This window comes from Mesorhizobium quangtriensis (assembly GCF_040081925.1).
GTDB lineage: Bacteria > Pseudomonadota > Alphaproteobacteria > Rhizobiales > Rhizobiaceae > Mesorhizobium_K > Mesorhizobium_K quangtriensis.
The window spans coordinates 545,028-567,657 of sequence record NZ_JBEBMF010000004.1; the positions used below are offsets into that span (position 1 = coordinate 545,028).

A 22,630-nucleotide genomic window follows, 5' to 3' on the forward strand; every position below is an offset into this window, starting at 1 on the left:
CGCGCAAGTGTCGCTACCGGAGCGGATTACGGGGTGCTGCTTGCCTGCGGCTCCGCTTCGTCGTGCAGCACGAATTCGAGATAGAGATTGCGCTGGATAAGCGAATGGTTGTCGTCCGATATCAGGGACACCATCTGCGCCCCGTCCTCGCGTGTCCAGACGTCCATGCCCTCCATATTGTCGATCTGGTGGAGCATGTCGGCCTCGAACAGCACCGGCCCGTCGGCGACCGCGCCCTTGGTTATACTCTCGCCATAGATGCGCCGAAGCCGCATCCGGACGCCGGTGGCCATGGAGAAGCTGCGTTCAAGCAGCAACAGGTCGCCATTGGGCAGGAACGCACCGTCGGTGATGTCGAACTCGCCATTGCGTCGGATGGAGAAGATGCCCTTGTTGGGGCCTTCGATGATTGCGGCAAAGATGTTGCCGTCCTTGTCGAGGCTCTTCTCCGTCACAGCGACCAGCCCGCCTTCGTGCTGCCCGTACGGATGCGCGTAGGCGATTGTTTCGAAACCGCGATTCTCGCGCAACTCCCGCTTCGGGATCAGGAAATTCAGATCCTTGAAGGCCGGCTTCATTCCCTCCGGCTCGACGCGAAACTGCGATATCCTGTGGTCCCGCTCGAAGCCGACGGTCGCGACGCCGTCCTTTACGGCAAGGCTTTCGGCATCGACCTGCCACTTTTTGCCGGAGAGCTTTCCGGCCCGGTCATACATCTGCTGCATGCGGAAGTTGTCGAAGCCGGTCGGTTTCCCCTCGGCGTCGCGTGCGACAGAGCCAAAAAACCAGAAGCCTGAGTCGGACACGCCGATGAAATCGCTTCCGGGCTTGAGAAAGCGGAAAGACGACAGCCCGCCGAAGTCGCGCGAAGGCGAGGTCATTTCCAGACCGCCGACGAACTCCAGCGGTCCGAACCGCGTCTCGGAACTTCCGATCCGGAAATTGCTGATCGGCCGGGCAGACACTTCGATCTGTTCGATCGCATCAGCCGCCGCGCGGACGGGCTGCCGGGACGTGAAAGCAAAGGCGCAACCGACGGCAATGACGGCGAACCCGAAGTAGAAGGCACCCCGACGGAGGGCGACGCTCATCCAGCGCGCCTCAGCGAACCACGGCGAGCATTGCGCACCGTCTCCTCGCCGAACAGAGAGGCAAGCTGCTCGGTCATCGCGCCTGCAAGCTCCTCGGCGTCGACGATGGTGACGGCGCGGCGGTAGTAGCGGGTCACGTCATGGCCGATGCCGATGGCCAGAAGCTCGACCGGCGAACGCGTCTCGATCAGCTCGATGACGCCGCGCAGGTGCCGCTCCAGATAGTTGCCGGGGTTGACCGAAAGCGTCGAGTCGTCGACCGGCGCGCCATCCGAAATCATCATCAGGATCTTGCGCTGTTCCGGGCGCGCGATCAGTCGCTGGTGCGCCCACAGCAATGCCTCGCCGTCGATGTTTTCCTTGAGCAGGCCCTCACGCATCATCAGGCCGAGATTGCGGCGCGCACGCCGCCACGGGGCGTCGGCGGACTTGTAGATGATATGGCGCAGATCGTTCAGCCGGCCGGGGTTCGGCGGCTTGCCGTCCTTCAACCACTTCTCGCGCGACTGGCCGCCCTTCCACGCGCGCGTGGTGAAGCCGAGAATCTCGACCGAGACACCGCAGCGCTCCAGCGTACGCGCCAGGATATCGGCGCAGGTGGCCGCCACAGTGATCGGACGTCCGCGCATCGATCCCGAATTGTCGAGAACGAGGCTGACCACAGTGTCGCGGAATTTCGTGTCGCGCTCCTGCTTGAAGGAGAGCGGCTGCATCGGATCGATGACGACGCGCACAAGGCGCGCCGGATCGAGATAGCCCTCTTCGAGATCGAAATCCCAGGAACGGTTCTGCTGCGCCATCAGGCGGCGCTGCAGGCGGTTCGCGAGACGACCGACGACGCCCTGAAGATTGGCCAGCTGCTTGTCGAGGAAGGCGCGCAGACGGTCGAGCTCTTCTTCCTCGCAAAGCTCCTCCGCCCCGACGGTCTCGTCGAAGGCGGTGGTGAAAACCTTGTAGTCGACCTGATTGGGCAGGTCGGCGAAGGGGTTGTCCTTGCGCTTGGCCTCGCCCGGCGTTTCGGCGTCCGGATCATCATCGTCGGAGAACTCGTCGGAGGTGGCGTCGGCCGCTTCCATCTCGCCGGCCTGCTCCTCCTCGGAAGAGGCGTCCTGATCATCGGACTGCGACTGGTCGGCGCCGGAATCGTCCTCGCCGCCGTCTTCGGACTGCTCCTCGCCCTGCGGCTGCGGATCCTCGCTGTCCTCGGATTCGTCGGACTGTTCTTCGTCGCCGAAGTCCTCGGCCATCTCCATCGAAGCCAGCATCTCGCGCACGACGCGCGCGAAAGCCTGCTGATCCTGGACGTTGCCAGCCAGATGTTCGAGGTCGGGCCCGGCCTTTTCCTCGATCCAGTCGCGCCAGAGGTTGACCACGCGCTCGCCGCTCCTGGGCGCGGCGCGGCCGGTCAGCTTCTCGCGCACCATCAGCGCGAGCGCCTCCTCGATCGGCGCGTCGGTGCGGTCGCGCACGTCTGCCAGATTGGCTTTGGCGTACTTGTCTTCCAGCATATGGCCGATGTTGTCGGCCACGCCCGTCATACGAAGCGCGCCGATCGCCTCGACCCGCGCCTGTTCGACGGCATCGAAGACGGCCCGCGCCTGCTTGCCCTCGGGCGCGAACTTCGTATGCACGCGCATGTCGTGGCAGGCGCGTTTCAGGGCCATGGAATCGCCAAGCCCGCGCGTCACCGCGATGTCGGTCGCCGTGGCCTTCTTGGGGATTTCCGGAAGCCGCGCCCGATTGCCGGCAAGCGCCGGCTTGTCCTTGGCGAACCCGACCTCAAGCTCGTTGTCGCCGGAAATGGCGCGCATGCAGACAGTGACCGCGCGCTTGAACGCGTCGGTGTCAGAGCCGCTCTTGGACCTGTTTCGCGTGTTGTCGCCGGGACCGGCCATCGAAGCTCCGGTCCGTCAGCCCAGAACGACGTTGGACGCGCTCTCGGGCAGGTCCTGTCCAAAGGCGCGCTGGAAGAACTCGGCAACGATGGAGCGTTCGAGTTCGTCGCACTTGTTGAGGAAGGTCAGACGGAACGCCAGCCCGATATCGCCAAAGATCTCGGCGTTTTCGGCCCAGGTGATGACCGTGCGCGGGCTCATCACGGTCGAGAGATCGCCGTTGATGAAGGCCTGGCGGGTCATGTCGGCGACGCGCACCATCTTGTTGACGATCTCCTTGCCCTTGGCGTCGCGATAGTGCTTGGCCTTGGCGACGACGATGTTCACCTCATTGTCGTGCGGCAGGTAATTCAGCGTCGTGACGATCGACCAGCGGTCCATCTGCGCCTGGTTGATCTGCTGCGTGCCGTGGTAGAGGCCGGTCGTGTCACCGAGGCCGACGGTGTTGGCCGTGGCGAACAGGCGGAAGGCCGGATGCGGACGGATGACGCGGCTCTGGTCGAGCAGGGTCAGGCGGCCCGACGATTCCAGAACGCGCTGGATCACGAACATGACGTCCGGACGGCCGGCGTCATACTCGTCGAAGCAGAGCGCGATGTTGTGCTGGTAGGCCCAGGGCAGGATGCCGTCGCGGAACTCTGTGACCTGCTGGCCGTCCTGCAGCACGATGGCGTCTTTGCCGACAAGGTCGATACGGCTGACATGGCTGTCGAGGTTGACGCGGACGCAGGGCCAGTTAAGGCGCGCCGCCACCTGCTCGATGTGGGTCGACTTGCCGGTGCCGTGATAACCGGAGACCATCACGCGGCGGTTGAAGGCAAAGCCCGCGAGGATAGCGAGCGTCGTCTGCTGGTCGAACAGATAGTCCGGGTCGATATCCGGCACATGCTCGCTCGCCACCGAATAGGCGGGAACCACCATTTTGGATTCGAAGCCGAAAGTGTCCTTGACCGAGACGGTGGTGTCGGGAAGGTTGGCGATGTCGCGGTCGACCTTGTTCATAACATCCTCGCGCGCGGCGCGTCCTTGCGCCGGCAAATACCTTGTTTTGTCCGGGGGCGTCTTAGCAGACCCTGCGGCAAGCACAAAAGGGCTTTATTGCCTCAGCACAGGCCCGCTTGTTTCAGCACGCGATAGGCCTGCAGCACATCGCGAAACCGGTCTTCAGAACCCCTGTCGCCGCCATTCGCGTCGGGATGGTGGCGTTTCACCAGTTCCTTATAGCGCGCCTTGATGTCTGCGCCAGTCGCCTTTGCGTCAAGGCCAAGCGTTTCCAGCGCCTTGGCCTCAAGCGGCTTGGCCTTGCGCTCGCGCGGCTGGCGCTGGTCCTTCGGACCACCGAACAGGTTGTACGGATCGCGCATGCGGTTGTAGTAGCCGGCGCGGCCGGAGCGCATTTGCGCCATCTCCGGCGATGAGCGGGTGCCTCCGGCTGTTCCCATCTTCCATGTCGGGCGGTGTCCGGTCAGCGCTTCCTTCTGGAAGCGCGCAATGTCGGAATCCGGCACACCCGAGAAGTAGTTGAATCCCTTGTTGTACTCGCGCACGTGATCAAGGCAGAAGCGGAAATATTCGCCCTCCTTCATGCGCCCGACCGGAGCCCGATGCGTGCCGGCCTCCTTGCAGCCATCCCACTGGCATGCCGGCGCGCGCGACTTCAGCTCCGCGTCCTTCTCCGGGCGAATGCGAATCTTCTCGAAATATTTCGGATACGGCTTCATCTGCCAGCGTTATGGGCGCATCGAGGATGCGATACAAGAATTGACATTTTGCGGAAACGTCCCCACCCCGGACAAATCACCAGATCGTGTGCGGGTGGCGCTCTGAAGCGGCCTAACCATATATGGGAAAAGGAGACGCCGATGTCGATACAGGCAAGCATCGAAGAAAAACTTAAACGCGCCTTTTCGCCCGAACGGCTCGTCGTGATGAACGAGAGCCATCTTCACGCCGGTCACCATCACGAAGAATCGGGCCATCACGCCACGTATGACGGAACCGGCGAGACGCATTTCCGCGTCCGGCTGGTTTCGCCTAAATTTGCCGGCATGAGCCGCATCGAACGCCACCGGGCAGTGAACGAACTGCTCGGCGACGAACTGAAGGGCGGCGTGCACGCGCTGGCGATCGAGCCGGCAGCGCCAGGCGAACCGACGCGCTGGTAAAATCTAGAGCATGATCTTTTCCGAAAACCGGTTCCCACTTTTCGGGATCATGCTTTACCCCGGCAGATTTTCCCGCAGGAAGGACAACACTTCCGACGACGGCACATTCTTCGCAATGAAGGACTGGCCGATGCCGTGGGTCAGGATGAAGGTGAGTTCGCCACGCGAAACCTTTTTGTCCTGTGCGATGTAGCCGAGCAGGCGCTCGGCGTCCGGTAGCGAGCCGGGGATGTCCGACATCTTCATGGGAAGGCCGACCGCCTTCAGATGCGCCTCTACACGCAAAGCGTCGTCCATGCTGCAGAGGTTGAGGCGCGACGAAAAGCGGTGCGCGAGCGCCATGCCGATGGCGACCCCTTCGCCGTGGACGAGCCGCTGGCTGTCGTAACCTGTCGCAGCCTCGAGCGCGTGGCCGAAGGTGTGGCCAAGATTCAGGAGCGCGCGGTCGCCGGTCTCGAACTCGTCACGCGCGACGACATCCGCCTTGGCGCGGCAGGATTCGGCGATAGCCTGGGTGCGGGCCGGGCCGCCGGCGAAAACCTCGCGCCAGTTCGCCTCCAGCCATGCAAAGAAGTCCGGTCGGTCGATCAGGCCGTATTTGGCGACCTCGGCGTAGCCTGCCCGGAACTCGCGCTCGGGCAGCGTGTCGAGCACGTCGGTATCGGCCAGGACCAACTGCGGCTGATGGAACACGCCGACGAGATTCTTGCCATGCGCGCTGTTGATGCCTGTCTTGCCGCCGACGGAGGAATCCACCTGCGCCAGCAGCGACGTTGGCATCTGCACGAAGCGCATGCCGCGCCTGACGATGCCGGCCGCGAAACCCGCGAGATCGCCGATGACGCCGCCGCCGAGCGCGATGACCGCATCGCCGCGCTCAAGGCGCGCAGCCAGAATGGCGTCCACCACCTTCTGGAGGGCGTCGAAACTCTTCGTCTTCTCGCCGGGCGGAAGCGTAATCACGGTCGATGCGACATGGGCCTTCTCAAGACCTTCCACCAGCGGCGCCAGATGTGGGCGGGCGACGTTCTCGTCGGTGACGATGGCGACGCGCACGCGCGGCAGCCGGCTGGCGATTTCCCCGCCCGCCCGTGCGATCAGGCCCGAACCGATCAGGATGTCATACGTCCGGTCGCCAAGACGAACCGGAACAGTCTCGATGTTCATGATATTTTCTCGCCGACCATATCGCGCGATGACAGATGCTTGCCGAGTGCTTCCAGAACCTCGGCGGCGATCACTTCCTTGCGCTCGTCGCGGGTGGGCACTGTGAGGTCAGCCAGGGCATAGACCGGATAGCGCTCGTCCATCAGCTTTTCGAGCACGGCGCGCGGATTGGCATTCTTCAGCAGCGGACGGTTCTGTTTTTTGGAAACGCGATCGAACAATGTATTCAGATCGGCCTTAAGCCAGACGGACAGGCCGTGGTCCGCGATCGCTTCGCGCGTCTGGGGATTCATGTAGGCCCCGCCGCCGGTCGACAGCACCTGAGGCCCGTTCTCCAGCAACCGCAGGATGACGCGCTGCTCCAGCGCCCGGAACTCGGCCTCCCCATAGCGTTCGAAAAGGTCAGGGATCGTCATGCGTGACACGCTCTCGATCTCGTGATCGCTGTCGATGAAGGGGATAGCAAGTGCGGTCGCCACCTTGCGACCGATGGCCGTCTTTCCGGCTCCCATGAGACCGACAAAGACGATCGAACGCCCGCCGAGCCTGCCGAGCAGGCCCGCAGCGTCATCGATAGCCAAGGCCGTCGTCGCAATCATGCCGCGTTTCGACATCAAAAGCCGGGTTGCGTCAAGGTTGCGCCCCACGCGATTGAGCCGAATGGTCCGCCCGCCCTTGTCTTGGCCAGATTCGCACCGCATAAGGGCGCGGGACGAAAACAGGTGCGGGCGAGTCGGGGATAGATGCCGACCCTTTTCAGGTTTGTCATAACACTTTGCATTCTGGCGGCACTCGGATATGGCGCGATGCTCGCGCTGGTCATTCTCGTCGAACCCCGGACGGCCGAAATGAGCGAGCGCATCCCGCCTGACAGGATGAACATCCAGAACCAATGAGCGGCGCGGCGCGCATCGAAGCCTTCCTGGAAATGATGGGCGTCGAGCGCGGCGCTTCCGACAACACACTGGCGGGCTATCGCCGCGACCTCGAAGATGCTTCCGAAGCGATGAAGGGCGGGCTCGCCAATGCCGGCACGAACGAGATACGCGCCTATCTCGGAAGTCTTGCGTCGCGCGGCTTCGCGGCTTCGTCGCAGGCGCGAAAGCTGTCCGCGCTTCGGCAATTCTACAAGTTTCTCTACGCCGAGAACCTGAGGGCTGATGATCCGACCGGACCTCTTGATAGTCCCAAGAGGGACCGCTCGTTGCCCAAGACCATGTCGGAATCCGAGACCGGACGTCTCTTAAACCGGGCGGCGGTGGAGGCAGAACAGCAGGAAGGCGATCTCTTCGCGGCGAAACGCATGCATGCGTTGGTGGAGGTCCTCTACGCCACCGGCCTGCGTGTTTCTGAACTGGTCAGCCTGCCGGTGACGGTTGCCCTGCGCGACGACCGGTTTTTCGTCGTCCGCGGCAAGGGCAACAAGGAGCGCATGGTGCCGCTGTCCCCCAAGGCGCGCGAGGCCATGCGCAACTGGCTTGCCGCGCGCAACGAGAATGAGGCATTGGCCAAGAGTCCCTATCTGTTTCCCTCGGGTTCCGAGAGCGGGTATTTGCCGCGGCAGGTTTTTGCACGCGACCTGAAGGGACTGGCGGCGCGCGCCGGGATTTCCGCCGCAAAAGTCTCGCCGCACGTGCTCCGGCACGCGTTTGCCAGCCATTTGCTGCAGAACGGCGCGGACCTGCGGGCGGTCCAGCAACTGCTTGGCCATGCCGATATTTCGACCACGCAGATCTACACGCATGTGCTGCAGGAAAGGCTGGTCCGGCTGGTCAACGACCACCATCCGCTTGCCGACCCGCCGTCGTGAGGTTATGTGAGGCTTGATTTCACGGCCCGGAACCCCGATCTGGACGGTTTCGCGCGATTTCTGCTCCGGTGCATCGGTCCGCTTAAGCAATGTATAATTATCTCGATTTCGAAAAGCCCGTTCAGGACCTTGAGGGAAAAATCCTCGAGCTGAAGAAGCTCTCCGAAAGCGGCGAGGCCGTCGATGTTGCGGACGAGATCGCGCGGCTTGAAAAGCGTTCAACGGACGCTTTGCGCGAGGTCTACCGCTCCCTGACCCCGTGGCAGAAGGTTCAGGTGGCGCGCCATCCGGACCGGCCCCACTGCCTGGATTACATGAAGGGCCTTTTCACCGACTTCACGCCGCTGGCCGGTGACCGCAAGTTTGGCGAGGACGCGGCGATCGTCGGCGGATTTGCGCGTTTCCGCGGCGAGCCGGTCGCCGTGATCGGTCAGGAGAAGGGTTCCGACACGAAAAGCCGCCTGAAGCACAATTTCGGTTCGGTGCGGCCGGAAGGCTACCGCAAGGCGGTGCGCATCATGGAGCTTGCCGACCGCTTCAAGCTCCCGATGATCACGCTCGTCGATACCGCCGGGGCCTATCCGGGCATCGGTGCGGAGGAGCGCGGGCAGGCTGAGGCGATCGCGCGATCCACCTCCGCCTGTCTTGCCCTTAAAAGCCCGTCCATCTCCATCGTTATCGGCGAAGGCGGGTCCGGCGGCGCGATCGCGATCGCAACCGCCAACCGGGTCTACATGCTCGAACACGCGATCTATTCCGTGATTTCGCCGGAAGGTGCAGCCTCGATCCTGTGGCGCGACACAACGCGCTCCAAGGAAGCGGCGACCAACATGAAGATCACCGCGCATGACCTCCTCGACCTCAAGATCATCGACGCCATCATTCCGGAACCGGTCGGCGGAGCCCACCGGGCGCCGGACGCAGTGATCGGAGCAACCGGCGACCTGATCGCGAAAACCCTTGCCGAGTTTGCGCAATCCAACGCCGATTTCCGCGAACATCGGCGCGAAAAATACCTTTCCATGGGTAGATCCCTATAGGAACTGGCGCGATTGTGACGCAGAGGCAGCATTTTGCCACAAAATTGCCGAAGCCTGCCTGTCGATTGCGCCCGGGGACTGGGACAGCCGTTAATTTCTGCGGTAATCAGTTTTCAAGTTAACGGGCCTAGGCTTCCCGCCTTGAGGGGTTGCCGGTCGTTCCGACAAGACATGCCTGCCGGCCAAAGACGACATAGAGACAGATGATCGCGAATTTGCTCAGAGCCGGACTTCTGACCGCCGCCGTTGCGTTGGCCGGGTGTAATGCTGCCGAGATCGAGCAGGTCACCACAGTCGGGACGGTCAAGGCCGAGAAGCAGCTTTCAGCCAAGCGAGTGGCCGAATTGCAGAAAAAGGGCATGACCCGGACATCTCCGATCATAGCGCGCATCTTCAAGGAAGAAGCCAAGCTTGAGATCTGGAAGCAGAAGACGAACGGACGCTACGACATCGTTGCGAGCTACAACATCTGCAAGATGTCGGGAAAGCTCGGCCCGAAGTTCATCGAAGGCGATCGCCAGGCTCCTGAAGGGTTTTATACGGTTCGTCCGTCGCAGATGAACCCGAACTCCAGCTACCATCTCGCCTTCAACATCGGTTATCCCAACGCCTATGATCGGGCCAACGGCCGCACCGGGTCGAATCTGATGGTTCACGGCGCCTGCTCTTCCTCTGGATGCTTCGCAGTGACCGACCGGGAGATTGAGGAAATCTATGCGTTCGGCCGCGACGCCTTCCGTGGCGGACAGACGGAGTTCCAAGTCCAGTCGTTCCCCTTCCGCATGACAGCCGCCAACATGGCGCGCTACCGCAACGACCCGAACTTCGAATTCTGGACGATGCTGAAGGAAGGCTACGACCAGTTCGAGCTGACCAAGGTGCCGCCAAAGGTGGACGTGTGCGAAAAGCGCTATGTCTTCAACCGCATCCCCGAAGGCACGGCGACGTTCAACCCGACCGGCGCATGTCCGCCCTCGGCCCAGCCCAATACCTTGACCACTGCCTACCAGTCGTACGCCAAAAACTACGATGCAGCCTTCGCCGTTGCGGCAAAGAAGGGCGACAAGGTGCCACCGAAGCCCTCGATCGCGGGGCTGCAAGAGGCGAACATCGTTTCGGACTGGACGAAAAAGCGGGCACGCGGCGAGCGCATCTCGATCGAGCCTCCTTCGATGAATGCCGACGGAACGATCACCCAGACGTCTCAGATGGGCCGCATCGATTCGCCGGCTGGACGCAAGCAGGCAGCGCTTGATGCGGCGGCTGCGCAAAAAGCGAAGGCAGAGGCCGAGAAGAAGGCACTCGAGCTCGCCAAGGCCGAAGAGAAGAAGCGGCTTGAAGAAGAGGCGAAAGCCGCTGCAGAGGCCGCCAAGGTAGCGGAAAGCGCTCCGGCAGCCGAACCGTCTGTTGTGCCTGCATCCGCCGAGGCCCCGCCTGCCGAGGGATCGGGTTTCCTGAGCGGCGCGCGCAAGCGCATCGTCAACATCTTCGGCAGCTGACCGTCTTGACCGATATCTACGATCTGAGGGGGCTGAAATGCCCCCTGCCCGTGTTGCGGGCGAAGAAGCGGCTAGCCGCCATGCAGGCCGGAAGCAGGCTCTGGCTGGAAACCACCGATCCGCTGGCCGGCATCGACATTCCGGCCTTCTGCAACGAGGACGGGCATGCACTGATCAAGCAGGAGCGAACCGGAGACGGACACCGGTTTCTGGTCGAGCGCGGCCCGCAGCCGGCCTGACAAATTTTTTATCGAACCGCGGAACTTTCGCCGGCCATGCAAGTTTCTTTGCAGACGGCCGACTGTCCCCCGACCCCCCATCCGGTCTGTCGTCCAAATTAAAGCCGGTCGAAAGGCCGGCTTTTCCTTTGCATATGCCGATTTAGGACAGACCGGCGATAGCGAGCGGATTGCTCTGGACGGCGTCTCTGTCGGGCGTATCGATAGCTGGCGTATTGGTGACGGCTGCGAACAGGCGTCTGACATAGTCTTCCGGCATATCAAGCGTGATAAAGACAAGCCGCGTACCCCGAACTCCATCCGGCCAGGACGGAAGGGACGCCGGCGGATGCAGCAGCCTCTGCACCGCATGTACAACAAGCGGTCGCGACGGGTCTTCGGCGATTTCAACGATCCCCTTCATGCGAAGCAGCTTGTCGCCATGCGTCAAACGAAGGAGGTCGAGAAAGGTCTCGATGGCCGAAAACGGAACCGGTCGATCGTAAACCAGAGAAAACGTCCTGACGCTGGAATCGTGCCGATGCTCATGGTCATGATGATCGTGTTGATGACCATGGTGCAGGCGCGGATGATCGGCTTCCTCGCCGAGCCAGCGGCGGACATCAGCCGTCTTCGTCTCCGGGTTGTAGAGGCCGCATTCGAAGAGGGCCGCAAAACCGACTTCCGGCGTCCGGACATCGATGACAGGCGCCGAGGGGTTTAACGCCTCCAGCCGCGCCTTCAGACGGGCCAGCGCTTCGGGTTCGTCCACAAGATCGGTCTTGGTCAGGACGATGCGGTCCGCGACCGCCACCTGCCTGACCGCTTCGAGGTGATCGTCGAGCGTGGTGCCACCGTTCACCGCGTCGACCAGCGTGATCACGCCGTCCAGCCTGAAGGCCTGCACGAGCGCCGGGTGACCCATGATCGATTGCAGCACGGGCGCCGGGTCGGCCAATCCCGTTGTCTCGACGATGACCCGCTTCAGCTTCGAAATCCGGCCGGTCTGCAACTGGTCGACGAGGTCGGCGAGCGTATCGACCAGTTCGCCGCGCACTGTGCAGCAAAGACAGCCGTCGGCAAGCTGGATGATGCCGTCAGACGACCTCTCGACAAGCAGGTGGTCGATGGCGACGTCGCCGAATTCATTGATGATGACGGCCGTGTCGGACAACGCCGGGTCCTTGAGCAGCCGGTTGAGAAGAGTGGTTTTTCCGGCGCCCAGAAACCCGGTCAGCACGGAGACCGGGATCGGAACCTGGGTCATTGCTCGACGGTCGTTTCGTCCGACATGGCCGCATCGTCGCCGAGCGCCGCGGAATCGCCGATGTCGGCAGGGTCGGAGCCCTTCGGAGCAGGCATGTCCGGACGCCAGGTCGGCAGCGGAATGTCAGGGTCATACCCGGCGGCGACCGCAGCCTGTTTCTTGGTCTCTTCCGCGGCCTTGGCGGCCTTTTCGACAGCGTCCCGGGCCAGCAATGCCGCGATGGCCGGGGTGGCCGGGCCTGTCGCCGTGCCGATGCTGATCGGAATGAGGTCACGCGGGCTTTCCCGTTCGGCGAGATATGTCGCCGGTTCGGGCTTGCCTTCCTTCTTGCGCTGGGCGGCGATCTCCCGCTCCTTCTTGCGCAGCGCTTCGCTGCCCGCCTTGGTGCACAGCGCCTGCCGCATGTTATGCGGCTCGTCGAGGCCGGTACCGGACGGCTTCATGGCTGCCAGCGTCAGTCCGCCGGCAGTCGGCTGCGAAAATCCTTTCGCCAGCATGCCGGCAGCTCTCTCGTTGCGCGACTTGACCGACGTGGCTCCGATGACGACGGCCACAAGCGTGCGTCCCTCGCGCGTGGCCGATGCCACCAGATTGTAACCGGCCGGGCAGGTGTAGCCTGTCTTCATGCCGTCGGCGCCTTCGAAACGGCCGATCAGGTTGTTGTGGTTGGGCAGCACCTGCTTGCCGAACGACAGCCCCTCGATGGAGAAATAGGCGGAATATTGCGGAAACTCATCGCGAAGAGCGGTCGTCAGGAGGCCTAGATCGCGGGCGGTGGTGTATTGCTGGTCGTTGTGCAGGCCGTGCGCGTTAACCCAATGCGAACCCGACATGCCGAGACGCTTCGATTCGGCGTTCATGCGCCCGGCGAACGCTTCCTCCGATCCGGCGACGCTTTCGCCAATCGAGGTCGCGATGTCATTGGCCGACTTCACCATGATGATCTTGATCGCATCGTCCAGGGTGAGGACAGTCCCTACCGGGAAGCCCATCTTGCTCGGCGGTTCCTTGACCGCATTCTCGGAGACGCGAACCGGCGACTGCAGCGTCATCTCGCCGGCTTCCACTGCGCGAAACGCGACATAGGCCGTCATCAACTTGGTGAGCGAGGCCGGATACCATCGCGCAAAAGGATCCTCACTCTCGATGATCTGGCCGGTCTTGGCGTCGAAGAGCAGCGTCGGGCCGGCACTCGCCGTGCCGACAGCTGCCGCCACGAGCGCCAGTGTCGCGATACCATAGGAAAGCATGCGCCGCATCGATTCTACCCGCTCCTGACCACAGCGCCCAATGGGCTGGGGCACTTTAAATCGCATGAAAGCCACGAGCCCGCTCTATCGAGAGCAGCCCGTTGCTCCGTGCTATCTAGCCTATATGACCTCAAGATGGCAAAAAGCCTGTCAACGGGCAACCATCGGCCCGTCGGAACCACGGGAAATGCAATGCCGATTTTGAACCGAGCCGCCGAGATGCAGGAAGAGATAACCGCCTGGCGGCGACACCTGCACAAAGAGCCGGAAATCGGCTTCGAGGTCTTCAAGACCGCGGCGTTCGTTGCGCAAAAGCTCGAGGAGTTCGGCTGCGACGAGGTGGTTAACGGGATCGGTCGCTCGGGCGTGGTCGGCATCATCGCGGGCCGGCTGGGAAGCGGACCAGCCATCGGGCTGCGCGCCGACATGGACGCGCTGCCGATTCTGGAAACCAGCGGCGCGCCCCACGCGTCCACCATTGCCGGCAAGGCGCATGCCTGCGGCCATGACGGGCACACGGCCATGCTGCTCGGCGCGGCCAAGTACCTCGCGGAAACCCGCAATTTCGCCGGCACCGTGGCAGTCATCTTCCAGCCCGCCGAAGAAGGCGGCGGCGGCGGGCGGGAAATGGTCAAGGACGGCATGATGGAGCGTTTCGGCATCGGCCGCGTCTTCGGCATGCACAACCTGCCTGGCCTGCCGGTTGGCCGTTTCGCGGTGACGGCCGGCCCCATCATGGCGGCGACCGCCGAATTCGACATTCGGATTCGCGGCAAGGGGAGCCACGCCGCCATGCCGCACAAGGGCGTCGACCCGGTCGTGGTGGCCAGTCAGGTCGTGCTGGCCTTCCAGACGATCGCCGCGCGCACCATCGACCCCATTGATTCGGTCGTCGTCTCGGTGACGAAGATTTCAGGCGGAGACGCCTACAACGTAATTCCCGAGCATGTCAATCTCGCGGGAACCGTTCGCGCCCTCAAGATGGAAGCGATGTCGACCGCCGAGGAGCGCATGAGGACGATCTGCGCCGGCATGGCGCAGGCAAACGGCGCGGAAATCAATTTCCGCTTCAGGACCAACTATCCGGTGACTGACAACCATCCCGAGGAAGCGGCCTTTGCGGGCACAGTCGCGGCGGAGGTTTCCGGCGAGGCCGGAATAGACCGCAACGCTCCGCCTCTGATGGCCGGCGAGGACTTTTCCTACATGCTGAACGCACGGCCCGGCGCCTTCATCTTCATCGGCAACGGCGACACGCCCAACCTTCATCACCCGGCCTATGACTTCAACGACGAAGTGACGCCCTATGGCGTGAGCTACTGGATCAGGGTGGCCGAGACGGCGCTCGCGCCCTGACGCCAAAGAACCGGCGCTGAAAGGCTTGGAAAGGCGGTTGGCGAAACGGGAGGAAACCGCTATGTGTGCTCCCGGCTGGTCCCGTAGCTCAGTAGGATAGAGCGGCAGATTCCTAATCTGTAGGTCACAGGTTCGATTCCTGTCGGGATCACCACTCAACCAGTTGCAATTGCATGTGTTTTTAATTTCTCGGTGAAGTAGTGCGGTCGAGCGCTGCGCTCGGGGCGTCACGGGGGCGTCACCGGCCGGTAAATTGGACGCCGATAGCTGGGAATAGACGGGATTTGCCGGGAATAGGTGGTTTCGTCAATTTGCTAGATGTCCCCTGTTCCGATTTAGCTTTCGGCGCGGAATTGTTCCGCCTCTTTTTTTGCCCGTTCAAAATTCCCCCTGTGCCGCTTTAGAATTTCACGTGCCTGCTGCGGTGAGACCTCCGTCGTTTCAGAGAGCCGCAACACTGCATCTTCGTCAACGCCAGTATCAGTTGCCGTGGTATGCAGGTCGTTGGTCATCATAGCTTCTCCTTCCGCCAACATGGGATTTCGATCTTCATTCCTGTTTGGAACTTCGAGCAAAGGTATCTGTTCCGGAAAGGAAGGAGATATTTCGATGAACCCCGACGACAAGAACAAGTCCGAGCCAGGCGCAGAAGCAGCGGAACCATCATCCGAAGAAATCCTGGCGGGCCTACTTGCCGAGTCGATCCACCCGCACCAGAGGCGCGTGGGATGACAAACCTCCGAACGACGTAAAAATCGCAAAGATCGATGATCAATGGGCGGTGTTCGTTGTGGAGAACGGCAAGCTGGCAGAGCGGCGGTTCCATACCGAACCCTTCGCGAAGAGCTTCGCGGAAGGCCAGCGGCTGAGACTCAAACTGAAGTCTGTCGCGCAAGAAATCCCTGCCGCGTTGATCGAACACAATCCAGAAATCGATAGACGGGCAGAGATCGACAAGTTCCTTCTGGAGGACGCCATACGCCGGCGCTCAAAACTGGTGAGAAAGCCGGTACGGGGGCGTGAGCGTTAGGACTGTCTTGCTGGACTTAATCCGTAGGCGTGCCCTGATTTTCCATGGGTGCCGCACCGGGCGCGCCGTTGACCGTTCCATCCGGAGACGAGGATTGAGACTCGCCTCCAGTTCCGCTATCGGGCGTCGGACTTGTGTCGATCTGAGGAGTGGGGTCAGTTTCGGTTGAAGGCGCAGTCACCGGATCGGGTTGACTGCAGCCCGCAAGCGCACACATCGAAATGCCAATCAGCAACCTTTTCATCGGAACATTCCTTTTCGGTCGGGTCAGCGTCCCCGCCACGCATTAAACGCAATCGTCGCAATCAGCGCCGAAAACGCTGAGACTAACGCGACACCGATAATTCCTGTCCGGTCGGGTACCGGACCGTTTACATGCACTATAGCCGTCCCAACTTCCACCCGAGCATCAATCGCATCGTCTCTCCGAATGTCAGAGCGGGTACCATAACGAACTGCGTAGGCGCGAGTGATTTCGGCACCTAGTAGGAATGTCGCCGACGAGTAAAATACCCAAAGCAGCAGAAGAATAAGGCTGCCCGCAGCGCCATACGACGACGCGACAGCACTAGTGCCGAGATACCAACCGATCAGGGATTTGCCGATCGTAAAAAGGATAGCTGTAACGACCGCTCCAAAGCCAACGTCGCGCCATGTTAACGAACGGTCGGGCAGCACCTTGTAGATCGCGGCGAAAAGCACAGTGATCAAGCTGATGGAGATCAATGTGTTTATGGTTGCAATAACGACGGTGCCGAACGGCAGTTGACTGTTTAAGACGTCGCTGAAAGCGGAGATTGCGGCGCTGGCTGCGAGTGATATAAGCAATAAGAAACCGAGCGACGCAACCAGTCCCAGGCTGGCCACCCGGGCCCTCACAAGCGCTGAAAGATTGGTGCTCGTCGCGGGCACTTTCCAGATTTGGTTCAAGGACGATTGCATCTCCCCAAACACGCCAGAGGCGGTGACGATCAGCGTAAGTGAAGCAACCGTCCCGGCCACTATCCCGCTCGTGGCATTAGCCGCTCCGCGCACAACAGACTCCAGAAGTTCTGCGCTCGTCGGCCCCAGTAAGCCGGATAGCTGGGCGGCTAGAGCAACCTGGGCCGCGTCTCTACCGACAACTAGCCCAGCAATGGCAATGACGATGAGAAGGACCGGTCCCAAGGACGTCGTGGCATAAAACGAAATGGCGGCCGAACGGCTAAGGGCATTGTCGTCGATGAAGCCTTTGACAGACTCCATTACGAGCGCCCACGTGTTCACCAATGCCAGTCGAACCTGCATTCACGAAGAAGGAGGTTGGCAGGTTTTGGTTCCAGAGTGCGCTTCCTTGGGAGGTATTTTGCCGGGCACCAAGGCAGGTGACTGGCTGCTGGCCGCTCGCGGCGCGCGGTGCGTAGCATGGCGATTGCGCGATAGAGCCGGAGGGCGGTCATCGAGGGGCCTCCCGGAAGCTGCATATCGGCGCGAGCGCATCTTCATCAGCAATGCACCAGTCCGGTTCGCCTTCGTCGTCGATCCGCTCTGCCTCGTCTCGGGCAATGGACGTTAGCGCCTGCGCGCGCGCGACCATGCCTTGCTTGTCCGCAGGAGTGTTCATCACCACCTCGGCCATAACGTCCAGCAGTTGGTAGAGGTTACGCGTAGCTACGTTGATGTCCTGAATGTGAGCCATTGGTCAGCCCTTCCTCTCTGGCTTGCGCGAGGCATCAACAGCGTCGGACCACTCTGATTTTGCGTTCCTGACCAGTGTCAGCGTGTGCATGGTCGCGAAGGCCAGCAGCCGCATGCTGTCCTCATCGATCAGGAAACCTTTGGAGGTCCGTTGAGAATGCAGCGCCGTAACGTGGTCAGCAGCAATCTCTGCCATGTTGAGGGCGTCCCACAGCGCACCCTCAAGGTCCATGAGGTCTTTGCGTTCGGTCATCGGTCAGCCCTCCAGAACGCGGACGAGCGAAAGCTGGCTTTCGGAATAGCGACGCCATCCGCCTTGGGGCTTGCCCTTCCACCAATGAGCGCAGCGGTATCCCTTGGGCGTCTTTTCAACCCAATAGACCGGCTGCTCACCGGTTTTCGTTTCACGGCATTCGTAGAGGCCAGCGCCAGTCCAAGGGACGACGCAGACGCGTGCAGACCGGCCGACAATGAACATCACTGGAAGAGCTTCCGACTTGTCGCCGGGCGTCCCGTAAGACTCCCGCCAAATGTCAGCGTCGGGCCAAAGCTCGGCAGCGGCTAACTTCAATTCAGCGACGGCGGCATTCATGCGTTCCTGTGCCGACCGAGTTGGTTCCACAGCGGCGACCGTTAAAGTTGGCACGGCGACGACAGGCGCAGCGGCGAGGCCAGCGAGCAGGCTGCGGCGGTTGAGATTGGGCAAGCCTTCGGCGGCCGCCGGAACATGGTCCGTCATTGGTATTCTCCCGATACTGGTGTGTTGTCAGTGCGCCCTTAGGCGCGGTTCACTCGTTACGCGGCGATGCTGTTGGTGGCTTCCATCTGCTCAATGAAAGCATCGAGCGTTGCGAGGAAGCGCTTGCGGGCTTGCTGGCGACGTTCACCGATCCAAGAAGGGGGCGATGCAACCCAACGCTTCATTGCGCGGTGTGCGCCTTCGATGGTCGCGTTGAGGCCGCATGCGAAGTCGCCGGCCACTTGACGGAATTCCGCGCGGCTTTCCTGCGGCAAGGTCCGATAAACGTCGCTGAGGAAGCTCGGGGCGGTGTCTGCGAGAAGCGGCATTGCTAATCTCCCGTTGCGCCATTTGGGTTCATCTGTTAACCAGAATGGCTAATCAAACATGCAATGTCAACCTTTTTGTTTAGTATGATAGCCAAAATGTCTAAGATGTGAGGAATGATGCTGACTGCAAGCCAACTTCGCGCCGCCCGAGGGCTGGTGAACTGGAGTCAAACCGACCTTGCCGACAAAACCGGCTTGGCGCTGGCGACAATCAAGCGAATGGAGAAGCTCGGCCCGGGGCGCAGTTCCGCCGACAACGTGATGGCCGTCCAGCGGGCACTGGAATCAGCCGGCGTTCAGTTCATCCCGGAGAATGGCGGCGGCGCTGGCGTCCGGATGGCGAAACCCAGAGAGGGCCATGCGTAGACTATATGCGTTCACTCTCGCCGGAGCATGGCTGGCTTCCTCACCTGCCCAGAGCGGCGAGTTGTACGCATATTTTGCGAAAGACGCAGCGCATAAGCGGGCGTCAATCGACTACAGTGAATGCACAGGCGCGGAGGTAGCAGAGTGCATCTCCCATTCCCTGTGGTGCGGTGAGTTCGGCTCGCTAAATTTCACCGTTATCGTCGGACCTGTGGAGCGGATTGCCGCTACCTTGATTATTGACACCGAAGGTGCAGCAGAAGGCCAGCTGTTGCTGGCTGGCGGGTGGCCTACTACGCTCGAAATCAACTCAATCGAAGTCTCATCTAACGAACTCGACGGTGGATGGATGCTGTCGCTCTCCATCGCAAACGGTGAAGCAATTTTCGAGCACTGGAACGACTCAAGTACCGAGGGTGCAGAGATAGAAGTTGGCGGGCAACGCTTCCCGCTCTCTCCCCGATCCGGCGATGGCGCAAAGCTTATGGAGTTAAAAGCAGCGTGTGCTGGCTTTCGGCAGTCCGTGCCGCCCGGCGATACATCATGGACGCTATACGGAAACCCCCGATTCGGTTTCTGGATCGATGTGCCCCCAGGTTTTTCCGGGATCGAAGAGTCCGCCAATGGCGACGGGGGAATAGCAAAGTCGGCTGACGGGAACGCTGAGTTATCGGTTTGGGGAAGCCACCTCCCCGACGGCAATTTCCAATCCGAAGTTCGCGAGCGGATTGAACTCACCCAGTCTTACGGGTGGCAGATCACATATGAGAAAACAGATAAGTCCTGGGCGACTTGGTCGGGCACCAAAGGGGCGCGTGTGATGTATGAACGAGCAATCGCAACTTGCGGTTCGGCGTCCGCTTTCTTCCTGCTGGAATACGATAAGGCCGACATTGCCAAGTTTGATCCCCTGATTAAGCGGCTGGTAGAATCTTTCAAACCCGGCGGCACGTGCAATTGATGTGGAGGGTGAGGCGATCTGCTGATCCAATGGATCAAACGCCCCTCTTATCCTTCCATACAATCCTCCGAGTGTAGACGATGCGTTCAATCTTCCGCTGGATGGCAATGTCCACCATGTCGCTCGGTGGACCTCCCAACTTGAAATCCAGCGATCCCTTCCCGTCGCATTGCCGGCACTTCAGACCTGTCACCCTGATCACGTCGTCGCATTCCATGTCGCCGAAAGCCGTCAGCAGGTCGGAGATGAAGTAGTATCGATGACGCTTGCAATAAGTGCAGCGGATAGACGCGTACTGCCCGTTCTTCGCGGCCTCGGACAGCCAATATGATCCTTTGCGTTTTGGCCAGTAAGGTTCGGGCATACGCCGAATTAGAAGCGCTCGACGGTGCCGGTCAATCCGCCAGTTGACTCTTTTGTTCCATTTTTGTTCACTGCGGCAAAATTCGGAGAAGGTTGCCATGTGCGGCCGGTTCACGCGCTTTCACACCTGGGCTGACATTCATCGGATGTACAGCCTGTTGCCGGCGACGGAGACGGGCCGCAACACCGAAGCCCGCTACAACATCGCGCCGACTGAGGACGTGTACTTCGTCACGGCTGACAAGGATGGCGGCCAGCAGGTCAGGGAAGGCCGCTGGTGGCTCGTGCCGTATTGGGCGAAGGAAATGCCCAAGGCGGCGATGTTCAACGCCAGGATCGAAACTGCGGACACGTCTGGCGCCTTCAAGGACGCATGGAAATCGAAGCGGTGCCTGATCCCGGCCGATGGCTTCTACGAGTGGACCAAGAGCCCGATCGACGAGAAGCGCGACCCATGGTTCATCCATCTGCCTGAGAACAAGCCTTTCAGCTTCGCCGGTCTCTGGGCACACAACGACAAGCTCGGCGTCACCAGTTGCACGATCATCACCATGCCGGCGGGCGAGCCCATGAAAGAGCTTCACGACCGACAGCCGGCGATCCTGGCGCCGGAAGCATACGACGCTTGGCTCGACCCTGCGACACCTTTGTCGGATGTGAAGCCGCTGCTGGCGAGCAATCTCGATGGCGATCTGCAATTCCATCGCGTCGATCGCAAGGTGAATGCGTCGAGCAGGACCGACAGGCCGAACGATGATGCTTCGATGATCGAGCCGGTTTTAGCCGCCTGAGTCGTCGTCAACATCATCGCCTTTTTCCGGTAGCGACTCTCGTCCCTTGCGCTCGATCTCCAGATGCCAGGCACCTTCCCCAGGGGACATGTGGCCGTTGTGCCGGTGATAGTCCGGGGGTCGGTTACCAAGCACGTTGATGGCTTTGCGCAGATCCTTGCGGAGCTGCATCATCGCCTCGCCATGCGGTGTGTAGTGGTTCATGCCGACGCTGGCTTTTGAGATAGAGACTTCCAGCAGTTGAGCGCGATACTCGATCTCGTCAAAGTCGGTGCGGTAGATTTCCTTGCGCAGTTTTTTGCGGCCAGGCATGGCGCGCGCTCCTCCGAGCCCCTGAGGTTGCGGTTACTCCCCGAGGAATATGTTCCTCTATCAAGCGCTGGCGTCAACGGGCCGGTGTGTTGCCGTTGGGTAACAGCACATCCTTCGCCCCTGTGCTACTGAAAGGCCTTGGCTGTTTGGGTAAGGGGGCAATATCAGTGAAAGCATATCTCATTACTGCCGCGCTGTTGGTTGGGACATCCAGCTTCGCATTGGCTGCCGATGCAATCGTAGAAGAGGTTGTCGTGGTAGACAGCGCCTACAACTGGTCGGGCGTTTATGTAGGTGCACAGGCTGGCTGGACTTGGCTCAACTCCGATCTATTCGAGTTCGAGAGCCCCAGCGACGAAATCATTGACGAGGGCTTCACACTCAATCGCAGTTACGACGGATTCTCCGGTGGAGCCTTTGTCGGATACAATCATCAGTTCACAAACAACGTCGTCCTGGGTGCAGAAGCCGACTTCACATGGACCGGCATTGACGAAAGCTCGCTGTCCGATCTCGATGCGGGTGACGGCGTCGAAGGTGACGATTTCCAGCGTACCTCGCTCGACTGGTATTCGACCATCCGCGCCAGGCTCGGTTACGCAACTGGACGGTTCCTTCCGTACGTGACCGGCGGTGTCGCATTCGGCAAGGTTGCTGTGGAGTTTGGCGACCTCGACAGCGGCGTGCCGGATGACGACGACTTCGTGAGCGGGTCGAGCACCCAAGTTGGCTGGACGATCGGCGGCGGTCTGGAGTACGCGTTCTCCGAAAATCTCGTTGGTCGCGCGGAATATCTATACGTCGATCTAGGCGACAAGACTTACGGCAATGCCGACGGCGACAGCGTTCGCTTCGACACGGATTTGAGCGCCGTACGTCTGGGCATCGCCTACAAATTCTGACCGCCCTCCCAAGCATCAGACCAGAGCCCGGCCTCGCGCCGGGCTTTTGCTTTGTGGGCGGACCTTGCCGGCTTAGCCCATCTGTTGCATCCTGACCGTACCGTGAGGGTTGGGGCCATCTATGAGCGCGAGGGAGCGCAATCTGGAACTCCGTAGAAGTCGGGAGTATGTCTGGGGCATGCTCGTCGAACTGCGACAAATGTCCGACACCAATGGTGATGCATTCCTGACGTACCTGATCGGCATGGCGCTCGATGAGGCGGATAGGCTGACGCCCGACCGTCAAGTCGGCGGGGTCGCCCTCCGGGTCTGCGTGACTAGCGGGCCGCCACCACGACGATCAAATCGAAACAGCCCCCCACCTTGCCCGCCTACCGCATCTGCGGCATCCTCCGAGCGCCG

27 protein-coding genes and 1 tRNA gene are annotated in these 22,630 nt (G+C 61.2%); 13 read left to right on the plus strand and 15 right to left on the minus strand.

Going from position 1 to position 22,630, the window contains the following annotated elements; translation table 11 throughout:
* Positions 1 to 26: 26 nt before the first annotated feature.
* From ABMA32_RS22185 to ABMA32_RS22200, 4 genes are all read right to left on the minus strand, one after another.
* Entirely contained in the window at positions 27 to 1,091 is a 1,065-nt protein-coding gene (locus ABMA32_RS22185; RefSeq protein ID WP_349015900.1) for an esterase-like activity of phytase family protein, read from the minus strand.
* Entirely contained in the window at positions 1,088 to 2,986 is a 1,899-nt protein-coding gene (gene cobT, locus ABMA32_RS22190; RefSeq protein WP_349015901.1) for a cobaltochelatase subunit CobT, read from the minus strand. The genes ABMA32_RS22185 and cobT overlap by 4 nt, the downstream gene beginning before the upstream one ends.
* Positions 2,987 to 3,001: 15 nt before the next feature.
* Entirely contained in the window at positions 3,002 to 3,988 is a 987-nt protein-coding gene (cobS, locus tag ABMA32_RS22195) for a cobaltochelatase subunit CobS (RefSeq protein ID WP_349015902.1), read from the minus strand.
* Positions 3,989 to 4,089: 101 nt separating this feature from the next.
* Positions 4,090 to 4,707 (minus strand): J domain-containing protein, encoded by a 618-nt coding sequence (locus ABMA32_RS22200; protein ID WP_349015903.1) that lies wholly within the window; start codon positions 4,705 to 4,707, stop codon positions 4,090 to 4,092.
* A 141-nt stretch (positions 4,708 to 4,848) separates the two neighbouring features.
* Between ABMA32_RS22200 and ABMA32_RS22205 the strand changes: the two genes are divergently transcribed.
* Positions 4,849 to 5,151 (plus strand): BolA family protein, encoded by a 303-nt coding sequence (locus ABMA32_RS22205; protein WP_349015904.1) that lies wholly within the window; start codon positions 4,849 to 4,851, stop codon positions 5,149 to 5,151.
* 54 nt (positions 5,152 to 5,205) lie between these two features.
* Here the strand turns inward: ABMA32_RS22205 and aroB are convergent, their stop codons facing one another.
* Positions 5,206 to 6,318 carry a 3-dehydroquinate synthase gene (gene aroB / locus ABMA32_RS22210; protein ID WP_349015905.1) on the minus strand — a complete coding sequence of 371 codons (1,113 nt, stop codon included), beginning with the start codon at positions 6,316 to 6,318 and terminating at the stop codon, positions 5,206 to 5,208.
* Entirely contained in the window at positions 6,315 to 6,917 is a 603-nt protein-coding gene (locus tag ABMA32_RS22215; protein WP_349015906.1) for a shikimate kinase, read from the minus strand. The genes aroB and ABMA32_RS22215 overlap by 4 nt, the downstream gene beginning before the upstream one ends.
* Positions 6,918 to 7,061: 144 nt before the next feature.
* Here ABMA32_RS22215 and ABMA32_RS22220 point away from each other — a divergent pair, with 144 nt between their 5' ends.
* The 5 genes from ABMA32_RS22220 to ABMA32_RS22240 all read left to right on the plus strand — a co-directional run bounded on the left by ABMA32_RS22220 (position 7,062) and on the right by ABMA32_RS22240 (position 10,906).
* On the plus strand, positions 7,062 to 7,214 hold the full coding sequence (locus ABMA32_RS22220) for a histidine kinase (protein ID WP_349015907.1): 153 nt from the start codon (positions 7,062 to 7,064) through the stop codon (positions 7,212 to 7,214).
* Positions 7,211 to 8,128 (plus strand): site-specific tyrosine recombinase XerD, encoded by a 918-nt coding sequence (locus tag ABMA32_RS22225; protein ID WP_349015908.1) that lies wholly within the window; start codon positions 7,211 to 7,213, stop codon positions 8,126 to 8,128. The genes ABMA32_RS22220 and ABMA32_RS22225 overlap by 4 nt, the downstream gene beginning before the upstream one ends.
* A gap of 89 nt (positions 8,129 to 8,217) precedes the next feature.
* Positions 8,218 to 9,168, plus strand: coding sequence for an acetyl-CoA carboxylase carboxyltransferase subunit alpha (locus ABMA32_RS22230; RefSeq protein WP_349015909.1), 951 nt, complete (start codon positions 8,218 to 8,220; stop codon positions 9,166 to 9,168).
* Between the two features lie 203 nt (positions 9,169 to 9,371).
* On the plus strand, positions 9,372 to 10,667 hold the full coding sequence (locus tag ABMA32_RS22235; protein WP_349015910.1) for a L,D-transpeptidase family protein: 1,296 nt from the start codon (positions 9,372 to 9,374) through the stop codon (positions 10,665 to 10,667).
* Entirely contained in the window at positions 10,664 to 10,906 is a 243-nt protein-coding gene (locus ABMA32_RS22240) for a sulfurtransferase TusA family protein (RefSeq protein WP_349015987.1), read from the plus strand. Before ABMA32_RS22235 ends, ABMA32_RS22240 begins: the two co-directional genes overlap by 4 nt.
* A 142-nt stretch (positions 10,907 to 11,048) precedes the next feature.
* On the opposite strand, the gene ABMA32_RS22245 is transcribed toward ABMA32_RS22240, so the two are convergent.
* Together ABMA32_RS22245 and ABMA32_RS22250 are read right to left on the minus strand one after the other, a co-directional pair.
* Positions 11,049 to 12,152 (minus strand): CobW family GTP-binding protein, encoded by a 1,104-nt coding sequence (locus ABMA32_RS22245; protein WP_349015911.1) that lies wholly within the window; start codon positions 12,150 to 12,152, stop codon positions 11,049 to 11,051.
* Positions 12,149 to 13,411 carry a D-alanyl-D-alanine carboxypeptidase family protein gene (locus tag ABMA32_RS22250; RefSeq protein ID WP_349015912.1) on the minus strand — a complete coding sequence of 421 codons (1,263 nt, stop codon included), beginning with the start codon at positions 13,409 to 13,411 and terminating at the stop codon, positions 12,149 to 12,151. The genes ABMA32_RS22245 and ABMA32_RS22250 overlap by 4 nt, the downstream gene beginning before the upstream one ends.
* Positions 13,412 to 13,594: 183 nt before the next feature.
* Here ABMA32_RS22250 and ABMA32_RS22255 point away from each other — a divergent pair, with 183 nt between their 5' ends.
* Both ABMA32_RS22255 and ABMA32_RS22260 read left to right on the plus strand, forming a co-directional pair.
* A complete protein-coding gene (locus ABMA32_RS22255) occupies positions 13,595 to 14,758 on the plus strand; it encodes a M20 aminoacylase family protein (protein ID WP_349015913.1) in 1,164 nt (387 codons plus the stop codon).
* A gap of 77 nt (positions 14,759 to 14,835) precedes the next feature.
* Positions 14,836 to 14,912: transfer RNA gene (locus ABMA32_RS22260), tRNA-Arg, on the plus strand.
* Between the two features lie 181 nt (positions 14,913 to 15,093).
* Here the strand turns inward: ABMA32_RS22260 and ABMA32_RS22265 are convergent.
* On the minus strand, positions 15,094 to 15,273 hold the full coding sequence (locus tag ABMA32_RS22265) for a hypothetical protein (protein WP_349015914.1): 180 nt from the start codon (positions 15,271 to 15,273) through the stop codon (positions 15,094 to 15,096).
* 176 nt (positions 15,274 to 15,449) lie between these two features.
* Between ABMA32_RS22265 and ABMA32_RS22270 the strand changes: the two genes are divergently transcribed.
* Positions 15,450 to 15,788 carry a hypothetical protein gene (locus tag ABMA32_RS22270; RefSeq protein WP_349015915.1) on the plus strand — a complete coding sequence of 113 codons (339 nt, stop codon included), beginning with the start codon at positions 15,450 to 15,452 and terminating at the stop codon, positions 15,786 to 15,788.
* Between the two features lie 267 nt (positions 15,789 to 16,055).
* Here the strand turns inward: ABMA32_RS22270 and ABMA32_RS22275 are convergent, their stop codons facing one another.
* From ABMA32_RS22275 to ABMA32_RS22295, 5 genes are all read right to left on the minus strand, one after another.
* Positions 16,056 to 17,033, minus strand: a complete 978-nt coding sequence (locus ABMA32_RS22275) for a YihY/virulence factor BrkB family protein (protein ID WP_349015916.1) — start codon at positions 17,031 to 17,033, stop codon at positions 16,056 to 16,058.
* 190 nt (positions 17,034 to 17,223) lie between these two features.
* Positions 17,224 to 17,466, minus strand: coding sequence for a hypothetical protein (locus ABMA32_RS22280; protein WP_349015917.1), 243 nt, complete (start codon positions 17,464 to 17,466; stop codon positions 17,224 to 17,226).
* Between the two features lie 3 nt (positions 17,467 to 17,469).
* Positions 17,470 to 17,718 carry a hypothetical protein gene (locus ABMA32_RS22285; RefSeq protein ID WP_349015918.1) on the minus strand — a complete coding sequence of 83 codons (249 nt, stop codon included), beginning with the start codon at positions 17,716 to 17,718 and terminating at the stop codon, positions 17,470 to 17,472.
* A 3-nt stretch (positions 17,719 to 17,721) separates the two neighbouring features.
* Positions 17,722 to 18,204, minus strand: a complete 483-nt coding sequence (locus ABMA32_RS22290; RefSeq protein WP_349015919.1) for a hypothetical protein — start codon at positions 18,202 to 18,204, stop codon at positions 17,722 to 17,724.
* A gap of 56 nt (positions 18,205 to 18,260) precedes the next feature.
* Positions 18,261 to 18,533: a hypothetical protein gene (locus ABMA32_RS22295; protein ID WP_349015920.1), complete on the minus strand. Its 273-nt coding sequence runs from the start codon at positions 18,531 to 18,533 to the stop codon at positions 18,261 to 18,263.
* 114 nt (positions 18,534 to 18,647) lie between these two features.
* Here ABMA32_RS22295 and ABMA32_RS22300 point away from each other — a divergent pair, with 114 nt between their 5' ends.
* From ABMA32_RS22300 to ABMA32_RS22310, 3 genes are all read left to right on the plus strand, one after another.
* Positions 18,648 to 18,899 carry a helix-turn-helix domain-containing protein gene (locus ABMA32_RS22300; protein WP_349015921.1) on the plus strand — a complete coding sequence of 84 codons (252 nt, stop codon included), beginning with the start codon at positions 18,648 to 18,650 and terminating at the stop codon, positions 18,897 to 18,899.
* Between the two features lie 61 nt (positions 18,900 to 18,960).
* Complete coding sequence (locus ABMA32_RS22305; protein WP_349015922.1) at positions 18,961 to 19,860, plus strand: hypothetical protein; 900 nt, start codon at positions 18,961 to 18,963, stop codon at positions 19,858 to 19,860.
* Positions 19,861 to 20,321: 461 nt separating this feature from the next.
* The gene (locus tag ABMA32_RS22310) at positions 20,322 to 21,014 is read left to right on the plus strand and encodes an SOS response-associated peptidase (RefSeq protein ID WP_349015923.1); all 693 of its coding nucleotides are present in this window, start codon (positions 20,322 to 20,324) and stop codon (positions 21,012 to 21,014) included.
* On the opposite strand, the gene ABMA32_RS22315 is transcribed toward ABMA32_RS22310, so the two are convergent.
* Positions 21,003 to 21,326 carry a hypothetical protein gene (locus ABMA32_RS22315; protein ID WP_349015924.1) on the minus strand — a complete coding sequence of 108 codons (324 nt, stop codon included), beginning with the start codon at positions 21,324 to 21,326 and terminating at the stop codon, positions 21,003 to 21,005. The two genes, ABMA32_RS22310 and ABMA32_RS22315, sit on opposite strands and share 12 nt — an antisense overlap.
* A 167-nt stretch (positions 21,327 to 21,493) precedes the next feature.
* Here ABMA32_RS22315 and ABMA32_RS22320 point away from each other — a divergent pair, with 167 nt between their 5' ends.
* Positions 21,494 to 22,228 carry an outer membrane protein gene (locus ABMA32_RS22320; RefSeq protein ID WP_349015925.1) on the plus strand — a complete coding sequence of 245 codons (735 nt, stop codon included), beginning with the start codon at positions 21,494 to 21,496 and terminating at the stop codon, positions 22,226 to 22,228.
* Positions 22,229 to 22,630: the final 402 nt, after the last annotated feature.

What these genes read in the sequence shown, in the direction of transcription:
- ABMA32_RS22205 (WP_349015904.1), top strand. Translation starts at nt 4,849, where the DNA reads ATGTCGATACAGGCAAGCATCGAAGAAAAACTTAAACGCGCCTTTTCG.
- cobT (WP_349015901.1), bottom strand. Translation starts at nt 2,986, where the DNA reads ATGGCCGGTCCCGGCGACAACACGCGAAACAGGTCCAAGAGCGGCTCT.
- ABMA32_RS22215 (WP_349015906.1), bottom strand. Translation starts at nt 6,917, where the DNA reads ATGATTGCGACGACGGCCTTGGCTATCGATGACGCTGCGGGCCTGCTC.
- ABMA32_RS22295 (WP_349015920.1), bottom strand. Translation starts at nt 18,533, where the DNA reads ATGCCGCTTCTCGCAGACACCGCCCCGAGCTTCCTCAGCGACGTTTAT.
- ABMA32_RS22285 (WP_349015918.1), bottom strand. Translation starts at nt 17,718, where the DNA reads ATGACCGAACGCAAAGACCTCATGGACCTTGAGGGTGCGCTGTGGGAC.
- ABMA32_RS22275 (WP_349015916.1), bottom strand. Translation starts at nt 17,033, where the DNA reads ATGGAGTCTGTCAAAGGCTTCATCGACGACAATGCCCTTAGCCGTTCG.
- ABMA32_RS22315 (WP_349015924.1), bottom strand. Translation starts at nt 21,326, where the DNA reads ATGCCTGGCCGCAAAAAACTGCGCAAGGAAATCTACCGCACCGACTTT.
- ABMA32_RS22220 (WP_349015907.1), top strand. Translation starts at nt 7,062, where the DNA reads ATGCCGACCCTTTTCAGGTTTGTCATAACACTTTGCATTCTGGCGGCA.
- ABMA32_RS22230 (WP_349015909.1), top strand. Translation starts at nt 8,218, where the DNA reads ATGTATAATTATCTCGATTTCGAAAAGCCCGTTCAGGACCTTGAGGGA.
- ABMA32_RS22200 (WP_349015903.1), bottom strand. Translation starts at nt 4,707, where the DNA reads ATGAAGCCGTATCCGAAATATTTCGAGAAGATTCGCATTCGCCCGGAG.
- ABMA32_RS22185 (WP_349015900.1), bottom strand. Translation starts at nt 1,091, where the DNA reads ATGAGCGTCGCCCTCCGTCGGGGTGCCTTCTACTTCGGGTTCGCCGTC.
- ABMA32_RS22250 (WP_349015912.1), bottom strand. Translation starts at nt 13,411, where the DNA reads ATGCGGCGCATGCTTTCCTATGGTATCGCGACACTGGCGCTCGTGGCG.
- ABMA32_RS22280 (WP_349015917.1), bottom strand. Translation starts at nt 17,466, where the DNA reads ATGGCTCACATTCAGGACATCAACGTAGCTACGCGTAACCTCTACCAA.
- cobS (WP_349015902.1), bottom strand. Translation starts at nt 3,988, where the DNA reads ATGAACAAGGTCGACCGCGACATCGCCAACCTTCCCGACACCACCGTC.
- ABMA32_RS22300 (WP_349015921.1), top strand. Translation starts at nt 18,648, where the DNA reads ATGATGCTGACTGCAAGCCAACTTCGCGCCGCCCGAGGGCTGGTGAAC.
- ABMA32_RS22235 (WP_349015910.1), top strand. Translation starts at nt 9,372, where the DNA reads ATGATCGCGAATTTGCTCAGAGCCGGACTTCTGACCGCCGCCGTTGCG.
- ABMA32_RS22225 (WP_349015908.1), top strand. Translation starts at nt 7,211, where the DNA reads ATGAGCGGCGCGGCGCGCATCGAAGCCTTCCTGGAAATGATGGGCGTC.
- ABMA32_RS22255 (WP_349015913.1), top strand. Translation starts at nt 13,595, where the DNA reads ATGCCGATTTTGAACCGAGCCGCCGAGATGCAGGAAGAGATAACCGCC.
- ABMA32_RS22290 (WP_349015919.1), bottom strand. Translation starts at nt 18,204, where the DNA reads ATGACGGACCATGTTCCGGCGGCCGCCGAAGGCTTGCCCAATCTCAAC.
- ABMA32_RS22265 (WP_349015914.1), bottom strand. Translation starts at nt 15,273, where the DNA reads ATGATGACCAACGACCTGCATACCACGGCAACTGATACTGGCGTTGAC.
- ABMA32_RS22310 (WP_349015923.1), top strand. Translation starts at nt 20,322, where the DNA reads ATGTGCGGCCGGTTCACGCGCTTTCACACCTGGGCTGACATTCATCGG.
- ABMA32_RS22245 (WP_349015911.1), bottom strand. Translation starts at nt 12,152, where the DNA reads ATGACCCAGGTTCCGATCCCGGTCTCCGTGCTGACCGGGTTTCTGGGC.
- aroB (WP_349015905.1), bottom strand. Translation starts at nt 6,318, where the DNA reads ATGAACATCGAGACTGTTCCGGTTCGTCTTGGCGACCGGACGTATGAC.